Genomic DNA, 17,703 nt, shown 5'->3' with positions numbered 1-17,703 from the left:
AAATGAAGAAGGTGGGGTGAAAAAATGACGACCATTCGAACATTGCTAACGGAAATCGAAGGAAATTATTTCAGAGAGTATGAAAATTTGGATCAAGAAATAACAGATTTAGAATATTTCTCAGGACACTTAAAGAAACACCATGATTATTCTTCAACGATTTTTGTTTGTATCACGCCTGGAAGAAGAAATTATATCAATCGAAAACCAGTTAAATGGTTAGATGGCAATGAACAAATTGCTGGAAGAGAAAATGAGTTTGGCTTGATTGTAACGGAACATCCAATCACAGATGAGACAGTTCAGGTTCCACAGTTTATCGTTCCGAATAGTTGGGAATTTCTATTGAACTTGTCAGCTAAGCTGCGAGCAGATTTTACTAAACCAGTGATTGCCATTACAGGCTCTGCGGGAAAAACATCGACGCGAATGATGATTTCTCATTTATTTAAAGAAAAGAAAGTATTAGAAAACCGAGGAAATCACAATGTACGTTTTGCGGTCCCGCTGTATATGAGCAAGTTATTAACTGATCCAGAAGTTTTTAATTTAGAAGTTTCAGTAAATGCATTGAATTCCTATGATACTGGTTCTATGTCAAAGTTGATTGAACCAGATATTGCGTTGGTGACCTCAATTGGCGAAGCACATCTTAGCTCGTTGAAGGATACAAAAGGTGTAGCAATTCACAAAGCCAAGATTTTTGAAGGGTTAAAAAAAGGTGGAACGGCAATTATCAATAAAGATATGGGACGAGAAGAGTTCACTATTTTAGTTGATGGTGCCAGAAAAAGAGAGGCGAAAATCTACACTTATTCATTACAAGATTCACTAGCCGATGTCTATGTCAAACACTGGCAACAAAAAAGAGAATACTGTGAGTTAGTGATTTCTTTTTTAGGCGAAGAAATGGCTGTCAATCTAACAGTTTCTTCTGCTGGAATGATTTCCAATGCCTTAGCAACGTTACTAGTGGTTCATGAGGTGGAAGGGACGATCAAGCCGTACCTTAGAAAATTTGAGACATTTAGACCACTACACAAAATTTTAGAAAAATCATCAATAACGATTGCACCACAAAAAAAAGTTACGTTTATTGATGACACCCACAACGCTTCATTACCGGCTATGAGAAATGCGATTGGTTATTTTAATGATGTACGTCCTTATTATTTAGGAAAAAGTTTTCTGATTTTAGGACAAATTGCTGATTTAGGAGATGCAGCGAAATCTGTTCATCTTGCAATCAAAAAAGATATGGAAGATGCCGACGCTGATTATATCTTTGGCTATGGGGAACAGTTCAAAGAAATCTTTGCTTTGGAGCAACAAAACGATCCGAAGTTTCACTGGTTTGCTACGTTAAAAGAATTATCCAATCAATTGGAAGCGCTACTGAGTGATGATAGTTTGATTTTAGCTAAAGGCTCAGTAACAGGAAGCGATTTTCAGCAAATTGATCAGTATATCCGTAGTTTAGGGAGAAATTTCAATAGTCAAAAGGTTCATTGATTGAGTTCAAATTGATGCGAGGGAGGGGGTTAGATGTGTTTTTTTCAAAGAAAAAAAGTTTGGCAAATACTTGGAATGACTTTCTGCTTGGTTTGGATTATTTTAAGTCAGACTTATGTCGTTCATGCACTTTCTTTAGAACTATTTGGAACAACGACACTTTCAAATAACAGCCAAACCACGGTAGAAGAACCATTTTTGCATGTGGAAAATACGCCAGTTACTTTTGTGCTTACGGGAGAAGATGGCGTAGGTATTGGAGCGATTACAACGGGTGAAAAATACGGAATACTTGAAATTCCAACGGAGATGGTTGGTTATGTTCAAGTTAACGGGCCTGCAACTGTACAGACGACGGTGACTGTTCCTTTGAGCCAATCCCCTTTACAAGTATTGATGCCGACAATCAGTTCAGTAATTTCTCTGATCGTTAATTCGCCACTGGTCTCTGCAGCAAATAAAACGGCTGTGAACCAAGCATTAACGGAATTAACCTCGGAAAATTTTGGTAGTCAAAATTTGTCTCTTGCGATTACCCCAAGAACTAGCACACAATTTGAAGTAGCTATTAGTCAAGGGTTATTACCGATTTTGGCTACCACGTTAAAAAATCGTGTTCAAAATCTATTGACTGTTGTCACGGCAATTCCTCTAATTGGAACGGTTTTGGGAGTGTTATTAACCCCGTTTACAACGGCGTTGAATCAATTGATTAATAACTTGAATTCACCGACTTCTGCGGATAGTCGTGCGTTGGTAGCAGGCTCAATTTTGGGAAATATGCAAGCATCATTCCCTTTTTTAATTTCTTCGCCTGCGATTACAAGTGATTATGTTGCAAATTTTTCAGGAATGTTTATCCAGACAGATGAAACGTTGATCCAACTAGAAGAATCTGTTGCGCAGACAGCCATTTATTTTTCTGCAGGATCATTAGATATGGAAACGGCATTGCTTCCAAGTGATTTGGATTTTGGTGAACATACCATTCAAACGCAAATAGATGAGTTACTGATTGCTAAAGAAAATCAACAAGTAACGACAGGGGTTGTTCAAATTAGTGATACGCGATTGGTAGAAAAATTTTGGCAGTTAAAAGTGGAGCAGCTAACTTCATGGAACCAAGGTACGAATGAACTTTTGGCACAATTACAAATTAAAAATGCTGATCTGATTTCAACTTTTCCTGCAGGTTCAGTTAGTAGCACTGCCAATCAGACAGTTGGCTTAAATGTTGGCGTTCAACAAACTCTTGTCCAGTTAAATGGAACGACGCAACCAGGTAATGTTCTATTAAATCTGAGTGAATTTCAACTGTTTGTTCCAAAAGAAGCTGTGAAGTCGACGGGAACTTACCAAACCGTTTTGGAGTGGGTGTTGTCAGATACACCTAGTTAGATTGCTAAAGGAGGAGGAATTGTTATGAAAAAGAAAATTTTTACAAGCTTAGCGATGTTAGGGCTGTGCTTATTCTCTGGTCAATTTGTTTTGGCAGACTCACAGACACAAGGTGAAGTGAATTATATCCCTGGAGCATTGGAATTCGATTACACTAGTGAGATTCCGACTGATTTAAATTTTGGTGAACATCCAATTCAAACCGTCACACCGGAAAACTGGACTGCTACTACGACTGGTGAACAGACAGCGCCTGCAACAACTGGAGCAGTTGACGTTCGAGATAACCGAGGAGATCTTACAGGAACTTGGCTGGTGAAAGTAGCACAAGTCGAACAATTTCAAACGAGTGACGAAGTGGAATTGACAGATGCAGTGTTAAGTTTATCGTTTGGTTCAGTTACAAATAACTTATCTTTAAGCCCAACAAGCACTTATGAAAATGATGAATTAGCTATTCAGGTATTTAACCAAGAATTTACGGTATTAAGTGCAACTGCTGGGGAGAATTCTGGGGATACTTCTTTGGCAATTGACCAGTTTTCTTTAGCGGTACCAGCTAATACGAATAAAGTAGCAGCAGAGTATACGACAACCTTGAATTGGACATTTTCTTCAACACCCGAACCATAAAAACTTGAGTAGATGAAAAGAGGAGGGATAATTGTGAAATGGTTGATTGGAATACTCGGGATAGTAGGATTGAGTTTGGGATTTATAGTACCGGTTCAGGGAGAATCACTTCAAAGCTTTGATGCGCAAATTCAGTCGAATCAGGAAATACCTTCCCAAAATGATGCCTATTTTGATTTGCAATTAGCACCTGAACAAGAGGTTCAGTTAAAAGTAACCGTGACTAATTTAAAAGAGTCGCCAGTCACGATTATTCCTTCTTTTAATCGCGCAAGAACGAACCAACTTGGTGTCGTCGAGTATTCAGGGAAAAACCAGGATACAACACAAGCATTACCAGCCGATATTGAGAAAGTAGTTCAATTGTCACAAAAAGAATTTACTTTAAAAGAAAATGAACAAAAAATTCTTGAGTTAACTGTCACAATGCCAAATAAACCATTTGAAGGTGTGCTTGCTGGCGGAATTTATCTTCAAGAAAAGCCACGAGAAAAAGCACAAGGTAACATTCAAAATGTCTTTTCTCGAGAAATAGCTGTCTTGCTACAAAATGAACGAGAAAAAATTGAACCTGTTCTTGAAATGAAGGAAGCTTCCCCAACTCAAGTTAATGGCAGAAATGCTGTGAAGGTAGGTTTACAAAATACAAAGGCAACGTATTTATCGACAGCTGATATTCAGTATGAGTTATTTAACGGAAATGAAGAAACTCCTCAATTAAGTGGGAATCAAGCAATCGGATTTGCTCCGAATAGCGGGATGGCATACTTGATTTTTTTAGAAGGACAAAAGTTTGAGGAGGGAACGTATCGTTTAAAGATAACAGTTAGTAAAGAAAACTTTCATTGGAGTGATGAAACGTTATTCAAGGTGAGTAAGAAGACATCTGACTCTTACAATAGAAAAGATGCTTCAATCGAAGAACCTGAAAAGCCGTTTCCATGGTTGATATGGCTAGGGATTGGGACAATCGTGGGACTGGTTTTAGTCATTGTCTGGTTACTAAACAAATTCCGAAAAAATAACCAAAATGAATAAAGTTTGAACCGGAAAGCTGGGACAGTGTGGTGTTCCAGCTTTTTTGTGTGGTATATAGAAATTTTTTATCATAAAAGTGTTCTTGAATAGGATAGGTAAAAAGAGAACATATTTTTTAGAAAAGTGTTCTCATTGCTTGGAGATAACTACTTAGTGCCAAAACTTCCAGCATAAATTTTCATTTTCTGTCAATTTATCGCTCATTTATGCACAATTCTGACTTTTCTCAAAAGAAGTGCTATGGTATGATAATGAAGAATTTTGAAAATTTACATAATTTCCTCGCATTTTGTTCCTGTTTTTTAAAGTTTTATTATGATTAAAGTGGGGAATTGCTGAATAAATTGTTGTATGAGAAAATATTTTAGAAAATGTGAAACAGAGGTGTACTATGAAGCGGTGGCAAAAAGTAGTTTTAGCTTTTCTCGGAGTTTTTGTTCTTTTGATTGTCGGACTTTCGGCATATGGAATCAAATTTATGGGTGAAGCAAATCAAACAGTCAACAAAATTTCAAAGAATTTAAATCGAGTTTCAACTAAACGATCGGACAAAGTTAGTATTGACGATCGAGAACCATTTTCCGTTTTATTACTCGGACTAGACACTGGTGGATTGGGACGAACAGAACAAGGACGTTCAGACACCATGATGGTTGTGACAGTTAATCCAGAAAAGAAAACTTCAACAATTGTCAGCTTGGATCGTGATATTTATACGAACATCGTTGGCTATGGAACAGTGGACAAATTAAATCATGCCTACGCATTTGGCGGAGTTGAAATGGCAATGGATTCGATTGAACAGTTGTTGGACATACCACTTGATCACTATGTGACGATCAATTTGGATGGAATGAAAGATTTGATTGATGCAGTTGGTGGGATTGAAGTCAATAATAAAATCGACTTTACCCTAGATGGTGTTCACGTGCCAGTTGGCAAACAAAAGCTGGATGGTGAAACAGGATTAGCTTATGCCAGAATGCGCCACGAAGATCCAGAAGGGGACATTGGTCGTCAACGTCGTCAACGTGAAGTTGTAACAAAAATCGTCAACAAAGTACTAAGTCTAGATGGTGTGAGCAATTATCAAAAGATTTTAAAAGCAGTTGAAAACAACGTGAAGACAGACTTGGAGTGGGACGACATGTTAGATGTTGCAACGAATTACACTGCAGCATTCAGCAAAATCGATCAAGGACAACTGCAAGGAGAAAGCACGACAATTAACGAAATTTATTACCAAATTCTTGGTCAAAATGAGTTATTGAAAGTTCAAAACAAATTGAAAAAACAATTAGACTTGAAAACAAGTAGTACTTTGCCTAATTTAGAAAATGACAATGCGTATCAAATGTTTTATGATGATTCAGAAGATGGTACGGGTCTAACTTCGGGTAGCACTGTCACCGATGGAAATGGCTACTCAAATAATTATTCAAATGACTATTCCAACAGTTATTCAGACGATTATTCATCAACCTACTCAGATGGTAACGGTAATTATAACCAAGACTATAACAATCAAGACAATGGGTATGGTACTGAAAATAACTACGATCAAAACAACAATCAAGAAACATATGAGCAATATACACCAGAAGATACGAATCAATATAATTACAATGGAAATTATTAACTAAAAATGAATCGCCCTATTAAAAGTCGTTGAGTAACTTTTAATAGGGCGATTTTGGTTGATCGATCGGAAATGAAAACTTCTTTTTATCCGTTTATTTTTTTGTTAGCTTTACAACGACTTCACAGCGAGCAGTTTGTGGAAACATGTCGACAGATTGCAAGTAGTCGACTTGATAACAGTTTGTTAATTCAACTAAGTCGCGCGCCAAGGTTGAAACATTACAAGAGATATAAACCAATTTTTTGGCTGGATGTTTCAACAAAGCTTGAACTAATTTCGCATCCAAACCAGTTCGAGGTGGATCAACGATAATTCCATCTGGTTGGAACCCTTCTTCGAGCCACTTAGGTAAAAGTTCTTCTGCCGTTCCGACTTCATAGCGAGTGTTGTCGTAGCCTAAACGAGTGGCATTTTTTTTTGCATCATCAATTGCTTGAGGAACAATGTCCATTCCGCGAACTTCTTTGGCATATTTTGCAACAGTTAACCCGATTGTTCCAACACCACAATACGCATCCACAACTGTGTCATCTTTTTCGATTGCCAGTGCTTTGATTCCTTCTTGATAAAGAACTTTTGTTTGTTCTGGATTCAGTTGGAAAAAGGCGCGTGGCGATAGATCAAAAGTGACTTCATTGATTCGTTCTTCGATTGCTTCTTTTCCCCAAAGATGAATTGTTTCGTCACCCATTACTAAAGAAGTTTTTTGCGGTTGAACATTTTGCATAATGGAAACTACTTCGGGTAATCGCTCGTTGATTTCACGAATCAGTGCATTTTTTTGTGGGAACTTTTGGCTACGAGTAATGAAGACGACTTGTAGTTCCCCCGTTTGGATTCCCACACGAACCATGATTGTTCGAAAGATACCGCTATTTGTTCGTTCGTCATAAATGGGTAGATCATATTTATTTAACAAGCGAACGACCGTATTCATCACTTTTTGTGTTCGAGGTTCTTGGACTAAGCAATCAGTCAGCGGAACTAAGTTATGTGAATTCGCTTGATACAAACCAGCCTCGATTTGGTTTGTTTTTTTGTTTTTTCTTAGCTGAAATTGGGCTTTGTTACGATAACGCCAAGGGTCTTCCATGCCAATCGTTGGTAATAAAGAAAAATGACGAAAGCCAGCTGGTTTGAATTTTTCAAGTGCTTGTAAAAGCAAATCTTTTTTGAAATCGAGTTGTGCATGGTAGGCTAAATGTTGTAATTGACAACCACCACACTCGTAATAAACAGGACAGGGAGCGACAACACGTTGACTACTCGGCTTTTTCACTTTCACAAGTTCTGCTTCAGCGTAGCGAGGTGTCGCTTTGGTGATTTTTACCAGTACTTCTTCCTTTGGTAAAGCATAGGGAACAAAAATAATCAATCGTTTGAAGTAGCCAATGCCTTCACCATTGATACCAAGTCGTTTAATTTTTAAAGGAACTGTTTGTCCGGTTTTGACAATTGTTTCTGCCATAGGTATCTCCTTTTTTTCGTTTGATGTGGGTCTATTCTATCACAAAATCGCTGTCGGCGGGGAGTTTCTATGATATGATAGAGAATATATGTTCGAGGAGGAGTTTCATGATAACAGTGACGAGGATCAGTAAAGGCAAAGGCCCTTTTTACCAAGTCGATTTATCTGTTGGCGAGCCACTGCGCGTGTCAGAAGATGTTTTAATTCGTTATCGTTTATTAAAGGGACGAGAGTTAGATGAAGAATTAATCAAAGAAATCAAAAAAAGCAGTGGAGAAGACTTTGGTTTTCAACAAGCATTGAATTATTTGAGTTATCAATTACGTTCAGAAAAAGAAATTCGTACCTATTTAAAAGAAAAAGAAATTGTTCAAGAAGATCGAAATAAAATCGTTGCACGATTGAAAGAATTAGATTTGATTAATGATCTTGTTTACGGAGAAAGCTACGTCCGAACTCAGATGCGATTGAGTGACAAAGGTCCCAGAAAGTTGAGCCAGCAATTACAGCAAAAAGGGCTAAAACCAGAAATCATCGAGCAAGCATTGAGCCAATATCTTTTTGAAGACCAAGTGGAGGTTGCCAGTATCGCGGCACAAAAAGCATATAAAAAAAATCATGGAAAAAGTCAGAAAGAACTTTTACGAAAAATCCAACAAAATTTAATGACTAAAGGCTTTAACTCGGAAGTCATCCAGCAGGCGATTGCCCAATTACCACAAGAAGTTGATGAGGAAGCTGAGTATGAGTTGTTGGTAAGCCAAGGCGAAAAATTATGGCGAAAGAATGCACGTTTTGATTTAACAAAACGCAGAATGAAAGTCAAACAAAGTCTGTATCAAAAAGGATTCAATCTGGATTTGATTCAACGATTTATTTCAGAAAAGGAAGCAGAAATCAGTGAATAAAGAATGGCAAAACTGGTCAACAGAGCAGACAAAAGAATTTCAGGAAGAATTTGTTGAGTGGTATGAAAGAGAAAAAAGGAATTTACCTTGGCGCTATAATCACGACCCATACCGCATCTGGATCTCAGAAATTATGTTACAACAAACGCGCGTCGATACAGTTATCGACTATTTTTATCGGTTTATGGAGTGGTTTCCAACGATTGAGGAGTTAGCCAATGCACCAGAAGAAAAATTATTGAAGGCTTGGGAAGGGTTAGGTTATTACTCCCGCGCTCGAAATATTCAAGCAGCAGCGAAACAAATCATGAGTGAATTTGGTGGGGAAATGCCCCAAACAGTTGCTGAAATTAGTTCGTTGAAAGGAATCGGTCCTTATACGACGGGAGCGATTGCTAGCATTGCCTTTGATTTGCCTGAACCCGCAATTGATGGAAATGTGATGCGAGTTGTGAGTCGTTTGTTTTGCATTGAAGAAGACATTGCGAAAGCGTCTAGTAGGAAAGTTTTTGATGAAGCAGTTCGAAGCATTATTGACGAAGAACATCCGGGAGAATTCAATCAGGCATTCATGGATTTAGGTTCGGCTATTTGTACACCGACGTCACCCAAATGTGAGATTTGTCCCATTCAATCTTTTTGTTTAGCAAATAAACGGGGAATACAAGCCAACTTTCCTGTTAAAACAAAAAAAGCAAAGCCAAAAGATGTTTATTATGTGGCAGCAGCAATTCAAGATCAAGCAGGAAGCTTTTATTTGGAAAAACGAACCAGTCAAAAGTTATTGGCAGACATGTGGACGTTTCCGTTAGTTGAAGTCACACTTGAACGGTATCAGGAACTTCAGCAAGAATGGGCATCAGTTGTTGACAATCAACCGAATTTGTTTGATGAGTTACTGGTCGCAGAAAAACAGATAGATTTACCCTTTGCACACCAAGAGACAGTCGTTTGGCAAAAGCGTCATTTGGGCGAGGTAGTCCATGTGTTCAGTCATTTAAAATGGCATGTTCTTTTGTTTTACGGGCGAGCAACAAGCAGGACTAATCAGCTGTTACCGGAAACAGAAGCTGCTTTGTGGACTGATGAAGCAAAGTTTGCTCAATTTGTTTTTCCGAAAGTTCAAATGAAATTGGTGGAACAACTTGAGAAAAATAGAAACAATAGTAATCCTTCCTAGGCAAAGAGAAAGTTTATTGATATAATAATTACGATGTCGGTGTAATGAACACCCAAACACAAAGCACAAGATGCTGCTTAAGGAAGGGTTGCTATGGGAGTTCCAAAAGAAGGAGAGTTTGTCACGATCCAAAGTTACAAACACGACGGCAAATTGCATCGAACGTGGCGTGATACCATGGTATTAAAAACAAGCGAACACTCAATGATTGGCGTGAACGATCACACTTTAGTTACCGAGTCTGACGGTCGCCGCTGGGTAACGCGAGAACCAGCGATTGTGTATTTCCACAAAAAATACTGGTTTAATGTAATAGCAATGATTCGTGAAAAGGGGGTTTCCTATTATTGTAATCTAGCTTCACCTTTTTTATTAGACGATGAAGCCTTGAAGTATATCGACTATGATTTAGATATCAAGGTGTTTCCTGATGGAGAGAAACGATTGTTGGATGTTGATGAATATGAAATGCATAGTAAAATCATGCATTATCCTAATGACATCGACTTCATTTTAAAAGAGAATGTGAAGATTTTAGTTGACTGGATCAATAATGAACAAGGACCTTTTTCTGAAGGCTATATTGATGTTTGGTATGATCGTTATAAGCAATTGTCGCGAAAGTAAAACAAAAAAGAACAGCGAGCTTAAGAAATTTTTCTTAAGCTCGCTGTTCTTTTTTATGGTTGTGACATTTTTTTTCGCATATGTAGATGAGGCATTCCCGCATCTTCAAATGGTTCGCCATAAATTTCATAACCTAGTTTGGAATAAAAATTCACAGCAGTTTCTTGAGCACCTAAAAGAATGGTATTGTAGCCTTGATTTTTGGTGAATTCTTCCGCTTCTTTCACTAAATGATTTCCTAAACCTTGTTGACGGAAATTTTGAAGAATTGCCATTCGCTGCAATTTCATTTTGCCATTATCTAATGGTAGTAAACGAACAGTTCCGCAGGGTTCTTTTTTTTCTGAATAAAGGACAAAATGAATACATCTAGCTTCATCTTTATCAATTTCTCGTTCTAATGGAACGCCTTGCTCAACGACAAATACTTGATGTCGAATGCGAATAGCATCTAAATAAATCCCACTTAACGTATCTCTTGTTTGTACGATTTTCATTCTACAATCACCTCTCATTATTTTTTAGTATACTGGAAAGTTTGTGAAATGAAAAGCCGTGGCAATCCTAGTCGTTAGATAAAAAAAGAGAAGTTAGAGAAGAATTTTTAAACTAGATGCGCTATACTATAAAAAAGAGAAAAGGAGGAAATCGATTGTTTGAAAAACTGAGAAATTCCAAATTAATGTTTTGGTCTTTTGAATTATTGATCTTAGCCACATTGATTTTGGTTTCTTCAAAAATCAATTTTATATTTGAACCCATTGGGACATTTTTTTCAACCTTATTTGCACCAGTTTTAATTGCTGGATTCTTGTATTATATTTTGAATCCGATTGTTAAGTTGCTGATGCGAACAAAAATCAAACGAACTTGGGCAGTGGTTCTTGTATTGCTGATGTTATTAACGGCAATTATTTGGATTTTACTAAGCGTAATCCCAAATCTGGTACAACAAATTTCTTCATTGGCTTCAAACATGCCTGACTTCATAAAACAGGTCGAACGCTGGTTAAGAGAAATGGCAGAATTGCCGATTTTTAAAGAAGTGAATATCAGCAAATATTTAGACCAGCTAGATATTTCTTATGGGCGAATCATTCAACAATTTTTAAGCGGAATCTCTTCTAGCTTAGGTTCGATTGTTGGAACGATTGCTTCTGCGACAATCGTGATTGTGACGGCACCATTTATTTTGTTCTATATGCTAAAAGATGGTGAAAAGTTAGTACCGAATATTGAGCGCTTTTTCCCAGAAAAAAGAAGAAGTCAAATTGTCGAATTACTTGGCCAACTGAATCAAACATTAGCTAACTATATTAGTGGGCAAGCAATCGAATGTTTATTTGTCGGTACATTTACCTTCCTAGGATATTTTCTTCTAGGGGTTGATTATGCCTTTTTATTCGGCGTGATTGCAGGATTGACCAATTTGATTCCCTACTTAGGTCCTTATTTAGGGTTAGCTCCAGCCTTTTTAGTGACGGTTTTCAATGAGCCATTTAAAGCATTGCTTTGCTGTGTCGTTGTATTAGTCGTTCAACAACTAGATGGAAATATCATTTATCCAAATGTTATTGGGAAATCATTGAAAATCCATCCATTAACAATTATTATCGTCTTATTAGTTGCTGGAAATATTGCTGGACTATTAGGAATCTTCTTAGGTGTACCTTTTTATGCGATTTGTAAAACAATTGTTTCTTATGTTATCAAAATCGTTAAGGAAGATCAGCGAAACGAAAGTACGAAGAAAATCGCGACGACACCATAAGACGTGCACCGCTATTTTTATTGCAAAGAAAATCGCTTTGTGATACCATTTTAACGTGGCTACCTAGCCACGTTTTTTTCTATCGTAAACTAAAAAAATTTAACTTAACAAGGAGAGAATGCGATTATGAATGCTGACCCTGAGAGTCAGTCGCTGTTAGCGCAGATTTTATTATTGATCGTTTTGACATTGATCAATGCTTTTTTAGCTGCTTCAGAGATTGCGGTTGTGTCTATCAATAAAAACCGGGTTGAACAAAAAGCTGAAGAAGGAGATACAAAATCACAAAAACTTTTGAAAATATTGCAAGACCCTACCAACTTTTTATCTACGATTCAAGTTGGGATTACGTTGGTCAACATTTTATCTGGTGCTTCTTTGGCCAATACGTTGTCTGAGAAACTTGCTCCAGTGCTAGGTGGTAGTGCGGCAGCAAAAAATCTTGCTAGTGTGATTGTTTTAGCGATTTTAACTTATGTATCGATTGTTTTTGGTGAGCTTTATCCAAAACGAATCGCTTTGAATAAATCTGAAGAAGTTGCACAATTAACTTCTGGTTTTATCCGAGCAATTGGTGTGGTAGCAAAACCTTTCGTGTGGTTGTTGTCTGCCTCAACTAGTTTGTTAGCCCGAATCACTCCGATGACATTTGACGATGAGGACTCAAAGATGACTCGAGACGAAATGCGTTACATGTTGGAAACAGAAGGTGTCTTGGATAATGAAGAACTAGAAATGTTGCAAGGTGTTTTTTCTTTAGATACGAAAGTTGCGCGAGAAGTGATGGTACCTCGAACGGATGCTTTTATGATCGACATCAATGATTCCGTTGAAGATAATATCAATGAAGTTTTATCCGAAAACTATTCTCGAATACCTGTCTATAACGAAGATAAGGATAAAGTAATCGGGATTCTTCATACGAAAAACTTATTAAAAGCTGCTCACAAATTTGGCTTTGCTAACTTAGAAATTCGTAAAATCATGCAAGAACCATTGTTTGTTCCTGAAACAATTTTTATTGATGATTTGTTGTATGAATTGAAGAAAACACAAAATCAAATGGCCATTTTGCTTGACGAGTATGGTGGTGTAGTAGGTTTAGCAACTTTAGAAGATTTGCTAGAAGAAATCGTTGGTGAAATCGACGATGAATCTGATGAAGTTGAAAGCCTTTATGAAAAAGTAGCAGAACATGAATATATCATTCAAGGACGGATGCTGATCGACGAATTCAATGAAGCGTTTGACACAGATCTTCATATGAGCGATGTCGATACGATGGCTGGTTACTTGATTACAGCATTAGGATTGATTCCTGATGAAGGCGAAAAGCTTTCGTTTGATGTTGATAACGTGACATTGATTTCAGAAGAAATGGAAGGATCAAGAATTTTAAAAATTCGTGTCCAATTCCATGATCCAGAAGAAGTCGAAGTCGAGCCAGAAGAGGAACGTCGTTATTTTAGAAAAGAGTTCGAAGACGACGAACTTAGAAGATAAAACGAAGAGAAGCTGTGATGAAAATCATAGCTTCTTTTTTGAATTTATCCACTCACTGACTGTTTCATTCAAGAAATACATGATATACTAATCTAGTTGTAAGACGAGACTATTAGGTATTCGCGGAAACAGTAAATAAATGATGAAGAAACGGAGTTAATCTATGAACAAGGAATTAAAACAACAAGTTGATAATCGCCGCACATTTGCGATTATTTCCCATCCGGATGCGGGGAAAACAACGATTACTGAACAATTACTTTTGTTTGGTGGTGCAATTCGCCAAGCCGGTACGGTTAAAGGAAAAAAAACAGGGAATTTTGCTAAATCTGACTGGATGGAAATCGAAAAACAACGTGGAATCTCAGTTACCAGTTCAGTGATGCAATTGGATTACAAAGGAAAACGCGTCAATATTTTGGACACACCTGGACACGAAGACTTCTCTGAAGATACTTATCGAACATTGATGGCTGTCGACAGTGCAGTGATGGTGATTGATAGCGCGAAGGGGATCGAAGCACAAACGAAAAAATTATTTAAAGTTGTCAAAAAACGCGGTATCCCGATTTTTACTTTCATCAATAAACTAGATCGTGATGGTCGCGAACCACTTGAATTACTTGAAGAACTCGAAGAATTATTGGATATCGAGTCTTACCCAATGAACTGGCCAATTGGTATGGGAAAAGGGTTGGAAGGCTTATATGATATTTACCATAATCGTGTGGAATTTTACCGTCCTGAAAACTATAACGATGAACGTTTAGTTGAACTAGATGAAGATGGCTTGTTGCCTGACAATCATCCATTAACTCAAAATTCAATTTACTCACAAGTATTGGAAGAGGTTGAGTTAGTCAAAGAAGCCGGCGATGCTTTTAATGCGGAAAAAATTGCACGAGGTGAGCAAACACCTGTCTTCTTTGGTTCAGCGCTAACGAATTTTGGGGTGCAAACTTTCTTGGAAACTTTTGTAGACTTAGCGCCATCACCACATGGACATAAAACTCGGGATGAGCAAGTCATTAGTCCTTACGAAGAAGAATTTTCAGGCTTTGTCTTTAAAATTCAAGCAAATATGAATCCTGCACATCGTGACAGAATTGCCTTTGTGCGAATCTGTTCAGGAACATTTGAGCGCGGAATGGACGTTTCTTTGGAACGTACAAGCAAAAAATTGAAATTAAGTAATGTGACTCAATTTATGGCAGATGCTCGTGAAAATGTCGAAAATGCAGTTGCAGGTGATATTATTGGGGTCTATGATACCGGAAATTACCAAATTGGTGATACTTTATATGAAGGAAAATTAAAAGTTGCTTATGAAGAATTGCCTTCATTTACACCAGAATTGTTTATGAAAGTCACAGCAAAAAATGTGATGAAACAAAAATCTTTCCATAAAGGAATCCAACAATTGGTTCAAGAAGGTGCAATTCAGTTGTATAAAACTTATTTGACTGAAGAATACATTATTGGTGCTGTAGGACAACTCCAATTTGAAGTTTTCCAATACCGAATGATGAATGAATACAATTCAGAAGTCATTATGACGCCAATGGGGAATAAAATCGCGCGTTGGATCAATCCAGAAGACCTAGACGAAAAGATGAGTTCAAGTCGAAATATCTTAGCTCGTGACCGTTTCGATCAACCACTCTTCTTGTTTGAAAATCAATTCGCCATGCGCTGGTTTAGCGACAAGTATCCGGATGTTGAATTGAAAAGTTTGCTCTAAAAAGATTGCTCGTGAATCAGCTGTAAAAAATAAAAATCGTACACTTACAAAAGCTCTTTTTTGTCAAAATTTGATGGAAAAGGGCTTTTTTTGTTTGGAATGATCGAAACATTCCTATGCTATAATAAAGTACAGGATTAAGTATAAAAGAAATGGATTTTGATTGATTACATAGAAGAAAAAATGATGTGAGGAGGGCCCAGACATGTTTCGAAAAATAGATCAAATTCTTAAGAAATCACCATTTTATAGGATGATTGCAGTGGTTAGTTTAGTTGCAATAGGCGAAAGCTTTTTAAATCTCTTCAATCATCGCTTCCTATTTAGTAACATGCAAACAACCTATACGTTTCTATTTCTCTATGGGGCAATGTTGCTTCTTTCAAAACTGTCTTTGCCTAAATGGTTGCTATTCATCTTGGTTTATTTGATTTTTTTTACTATTGCTAGCGTTGAAATGTTTCTTGATCATAGTTATGTTGACTACACTTCCTTTATTGTTGTTGGTGGAGTCACTCTGTTGGTTGCAACAATTGTAACAATCGGTGCGGTGGAAATCAAAAGGCGAGGGTATCGTTAATACAAATGCTTGAGAAAACACTTGATGAATTAATAGAAAGAAATAACTAGCTAAAAGATAAAACAATAGCACAGAAGAGCCTATTTTTGATGGGCTTTTTTTTGTAATTGAAAAAGTCAAAAGGAATATTTTTCTAAAAATGGTAAGAAAACTGAACAGGTAAAAAAAAAGTATATCTCATGCTTCAACTTTTTTTGTTGACGACTAAATGAAATTTTAGTATCATCAATATGAACATTGTTCATGTTAGAGGAGGATGAGTGATGAATAATGCTGTTAGCTCAAAAGAAGAACTGATTAGCTATTGTAAAGAAATTGTGAAAGAGCAAGGGATTCAGGCGGTTAATATCCGTTCTTTAGCCAAAAAAAGCGGTATCTCTGTTGGGGCTGTTTATAATTATTTTCCTTCAAAAAGTCATTTGCTATCTGCAACAATTGGAAGTATTTGGGCAGAAATCTTTCATTTGTCTGAAACATCTTTCGACTTTAGCAACTTTCTTGACTGCTTAGCAGCTTTGCTAAGAAGCATTGAAAAAGGAAAAGAACTATATCCTAATTTTTTTACGGCGCATGCGTTAGTTATGCCTGCGGAAGATCAAGCAATGGGTTCAGAATTGATGGAAACTTATTGGAACCACATCAAGCAAGGAATGCTCAAGGCGTTACAAAAAGATTCACAAGTTCGAGAAAGTGTGTTTAATCAACAATTATCAATGGAAGAATATGTCGATTATATATTTGAGCTATTCTTGTACACAATAATTAGCGAAAAAAAACATGAAAATTTATTGCAACTCGTCCGTAACTCAATCTATTAGTAAAAATTTTAAAGCAAAATGAACATCGTTCACAAGGAGTGCTTATGGTAAAAAAAATCCAGTTATTATTAATTGCAAGTTTGGTTTGGCTGTTTGCAGGTTTTAATGTCATAAAGATTGGAATAGATGCATATCAAAATTATGTTGGAATATTGAACATATTTCTATCCATTTTCATTTTTTTACTCTTTTGGTTCATGGTATTTGGACCTTTGACAAAAAAACATACACAAAGAATCAGTGAACTTAACGAAGAAAAACAGTTCTTTTTAAAGTTTTTTGATGGCAAATCATTTAGTATCATGGCAATCATGATTCTTGGAGGTTTTAGTATTCGAAAGTTTCAACTATTACCTGAACAATTTATCGCCATTTTTTACAGTGGTCTAGGGTCTGCATTGTTTTTAGCAGGCATCGTTTTTGGGTATAACTACTTTAATTCAAATAGAAAGTGAGCGGAAAATATGAAAAAAGTGATGAATACAGCTATTGTTTATTTTGTTCTGGCAATGATTAGTGGCGTTTTTTATCGAGAAGCCACCAAGTTAAATGATTTTACGGGTCAGACGGTTTTGGCAGTTGTCCATACTCATTTATTTGCTTTAGGAACAGGACTCTTTTTATTGATAGCAGTTCTTTTTAAGGTGACACGCTTAGAAGAAAATAAACGATATAAAAAGTTTTATATACTGTATAACTTATCTTTTCCTTTGATGATTGTAATGATGGTTGTTAGAGGGCTAATCCAAATCCAACAACAAACGATTTCTACTGGTGTGGATGCCATGATTTCTGGGATTGCGGGTTTATCGCATATTGGAGTCACAGTGGCATTGTTGATGGTGTTATTAGCAATAAAAAAAGAAATGCTTAATGAAATGTAG

The 17,703-nt window shown here is 36.8% G+C and carries 17 protein-coding genes; 15 read left to right on the top strand and 2 right to left on the bottom strand.

What is annotated here, in order from left to right:
• Positions 1–24 precede the first annotated feature (24 nt).
• The 5 genes from IGJ93_RS08525 to IGJ93_RS08505 all read left to right on the top strand — a co-directional run bounded on the left by IGJ93_RS08525 (position 25) and on the right by IGJ93_RS08505 (position 6,220).
• On the top strand, positions 25–1,512 hold the full coding sequence (locus IGJ93_RS08525; RefSeq protein ID WP_067480769.1) for a Mur ligase family protein: 1,488 nt from the start codon (positions 25–27) through the stop codon (positions 1,510–1,512).
• Between the two features lie 33 nt (positions 1,513–1,545).
• Positions 1,546–2,910, top strand: a complete 1,365-nt coding sequence (locus tag IGJ93_RS08520; RefSeq protein WP_311801694.1) for an adhesive domain-containing protein — start codon at positions 1,546–1,548, stop codon at positions 2,908–2,910.
• Positions 2,911–2,934: 24 nt separating this feature from the next.
• The gene (locus IGJ93_RS08515; RefSeq protein ID WP_430596915.1) at positions 2,935–3,543 is read left to right on the top strand and encodes a WxL domain-containing protein; all 609 of its coding nucleotides are present in this window, start codon (positions 2,935–2,937) and stop codon (positions 3,541–3,543) included.
• A gap of 33 nt (positions 3,544–3,576) precedes the next feature.
• Positions 3,577–4,581 (top strand): DUF916 and DUF3324 domain-containing protein, encoded by a 1,005-nt coding sequence (locus IGJ93_RS08510; RefSeq protein ID WP_256869137.1) that lies wholly within the window; start codon positions 3,577–3,579, stop codon positions 4,579–4,581.
• A gap of 391 nt (positions 4,582–4,972) precedes the next feature.
• Complete coding sequence (locus tag IGJ93_RS08505; protein WP_067480781.1) at positions 4,973–6,220, top strand: LCP family protein; 1,248 nt, start codon at positions 4,973–4,975, stop codon at positions 6,218–6,220.
• Positions 6,221–6,314: 94 nt separating this feature from the next.
• Here the strand turns inward: IGJ93_RS08505 and rlmD are convergent, their stop codons facing one another.
• A complete protein-coding gene (gene rlmD, locus IGJ93_RS08500) occupies positions 6,315–7,691 on the bottom strand; it encodes a 23S rRNA (uracil(1939)-C(5))-methyltransferase RlmD (protein WP_086270804.1) in 1,377 nt (458 codons plus the stop codon).
• A 107-nt stretch (positions 7,692–7,798) separates the two neighbouring features.
• Between rlmD and recX the strand changes: the two genes are divergently transcribed.
• The 3 genes from recX (at position 7,799) to ntdP (ending at position 10,406) form a co-directional block, all read left to right on the top strand.
• Positions 7,799–8,599, top strand: a complete 801-nt coding sequence (recX, locus tag IGJ93_RS08495) for a recombination regulator RecX (RefSeq protein WP_067480787.1) — start codon at positions 7,799–7,801, stop codon at positions 8,597–8,599.
• The gene (gene mutY / locus IGJ93_RS08490) at positions 8,592–9,779 is read left to right on the top strand and encodes an A/G-specific adenine glycosylase (protein ID WP_218657872.1); all 1,188 of its coding nucleotides are present in this window, start codon (positions 8,592–8,594) and stop codon (positions 9,777–9,779) included. The genes recX and mutY overlap by 8 nt, the downstream gene beginning before the upstream one ends.
• 93 nt (positions 9,780–9,872) lie before the next feature.
• Positions 9,873–10,406 (top strand): nucleoside tri-diphosphate phosphatase, encoded by a 534-nt coding sequence (ntdP, locus tag IGJ93_RS08485; protein WP_067480792.1) that lies wholly within the window; start codon positions 9,873–9,875, stop codon positions 10,404–10,406.
• 53 nt (positions 10,407–10,459) lie between these two features.
• Here the strand turns inward: ntdP and IGJ93_RS08480 are convergent, their stop codons facing one another.
• Positions 10,460–10,903 carry a GNAT family N-acetyltransferase gene (locus IGJ93_RS08480; RefSeq protein WP_067480796.1) on the bottom strand — a complete coding sequence of 148 codons (444 nt, stop codon included), beginning with the start codon at positions 10,901–10,903 and terminating at the stop codon, positions 10,460–10,462.
• A 155-nt stretch (positions 10,904–11,058) separates the two neighbouring features.
• Here IGJ93_RS08480 and IGJ93_RS08475 point away from each other — a divergent pair, with 155 nt between their 5' ends.
• From IGJ93_RS08475 to IGJ93_RS08445, 7 genes are all read left to right on the top strand, one after another.
• Entirely contained in the window at positions 11,059–12,177 is a 1,119-nt protein-coding gene (locus IGJ93_RS08475; RefSeq protein ID WP_067480800.1) for an AI-2E family transporter, read from the top strand.
• Positions 12,178–12,303: 126 nt separating this feature from the next.
• Entirely contained in the window at positions 12,304–13,680 is a 1,377-nt protein-coding gene (locus tag IGJ93_RS08470) for a hemolysin family protein (RefSeq protein ID WP_067480803.1), read from the top strand.
• Positions 13,681–13,843: 163 nt separating this feature from the next.
• Positions 13,844–15,421 carry a peptide chain release factor 3 gene (locus tag IGJ93_RS08465; RefSeq protein WP_067480807.1) on the top strand — a complete coding sequence of 526 codons (1,578 nt, stop codon included), beginning with the start codon at positions 13,844–13,846 and terminating at the stop codon, positions 15,419–15,421.
• Positions 15,422–15,626: 205 nt separating this feature from the next.
• Positions 15,627–16,001, top strand: coding sequence for a hypothetical protein (locus IGJ93_RS08460; RefSeq protein ID WP_071868237.1), 375 nt, complete (start codon positions 15,627–15,629; stop codon positions 15,999–16,001).
• Between the two features lie 263 nt (positions 16,002–16,264).
• The gene (locus IGJ93_RS08455) at positions 16,265–16,819 is read left to right on the top strand and encodes a TetR/AcrR family transcriptional regulator (protein WP_067480814.1); all 555 of its coding nucleotides are present in this window, start codon (positions 16,265–16,267) and stop codon (positions 16,817–16,819) included.
• A gap of 44 nt (positions 16,820–16,863) precedes the next feature.
• Entirely contained in the window at positions 16,864–17,274 is a 411-nt protein-coding gene (locus tag IGJ93_RS08450) for a hypothetical protein (RefSeq protein ID WP_067480816.1), read from the top strand.
• 9 nt (positions 17,275–17,283) lie between these two features.
• Entirely contained in the window at positions 17,284–17,703 is a 420-nt protein-coding gene (locus IGJ93_RS08445; RefSeq protein ID WP_071868238.1) for a DUF2871 domain-containing protein, read from the top strand.

Source organism: Enterococcus sp. DIV0174, from assembly GCF_050529065.1.
GTDB classification, from domain to species: domain Bacteria; phylum Bacillota; class Bacilli; order Lactobacillales; family Enterococcaceae; genus Enterococcus_B; species Enterococcus_B thailandicus.
Note: the sequence above shows the minus strand (reverse complement) of the source record. Positions and strands in the feature narration are given on the sequence as shown.

What these genes read in the sequence shown, in the direction of transcription:
- recX (WP_067480787.1), top strand. Translation starts at nt 7,799, where the DNA reads ATGATAACAGTGACGAGGATCAGTAAAGGCAAAGGCCCTTTTTACCAA.
- IGJ93_RS08515 (WP_430596915.1), top strand. Translation starts at nt 2,935, where the DNA reads ATGAAAAAGAAAATTTTTACAAGCTTAGCGATGTTAGGGCTGTGCTTA.
- IGJ93_RS08525 (WP_067480769.1), top strand. Translation starts at nt 25, where the DNA reads ATGACGACCATTCGAACATTGCTAACGGAAATCGAAGGAAATTATTTC.
- IGJ93_RS08470 (WP_067480803.1), top strand. Translation starts at nt 12,304, where the DNA reads ATGAATGCTGACCCTGAGAGTCAGTCGCTGTTAGCGCAGATTTTATTA.
- IGJ93_RS08505 (WP_067480781.1), top strand. Translation starts at nt 4,973, where the DNA reads ATGAAGCGGTGGCAAAAAGTAGTTTTAGCTTTTCTCGGAGTTTTTGTT.
- IGJ93_RS08520 (WP_311801694.1), top strand. Translation starts at nt 1,546, where the DNA reads ATGTGTTTTTTTCAAAGAAAAAAAGTTTGGCAAATACTTGGAATGACT.
- IGJ93_RS08460 (WP_071868237.1), top strand. Translation starts at nt 15,627, where the DNA reads ATGTTTCGAAAAATAGATCAAATTCTTAAGAAATCACCATTTTATAGG.
- IGJ93_RS08445 (WP_071868238.1), top strand. Translation starts at nt 17,284, where the DNA reads ATGAAAAAAGTGATGAATACAGCTATTGTTTATTTTGTTCTGGCAATG.
- IGJ93_RS08455 (WP_067480814.1), top strand. Translation starts at nt 16,265, where the DNA reads ATGAATAATGCTGTTAGCTCAAAAGAAGAACTGATTAGCTATTGTAAA.
- IGJ93_RS08450 (WP_067480816.1), top strand. Translation starts at nt 16,864, where the DNA reads ATGGTAAAAAAAATCCAGTTATTATTAATTGCAAGTTTGGTTTGGCTG.
- IGJ93_RS08465 (WP_067480807.1), top strand. Translation starts at nt 13,844, where the DNA reads ATGAACAAGGAATTAAAACAACAAGTTGATAATCGCCGCACATTTGCG.
- ntdP (WP_067480792.1), top strand. Translation starts at nt 9,873, where the DNA reads ATGGGAGTTCCAAAAGAAGGAGAGTTTGTCACGATCCAAAGTTACAAA.
- IGJ93_RS08480 (WP_067480796.1), bottom strand. Translation starts at nt 10,903, where the DNA reads ATGAAAATCGTACAAACAAGAGATACGTTAAGTGGGATTTATTTAGAT.
- rlmD (WP_086270804.1), bottom strand. Translation starts at nt 7,691, where the DNA reads ATGGCAGAAACAATTGTCAAAACCGGACAAACAGTTCCTTTAAAAATT.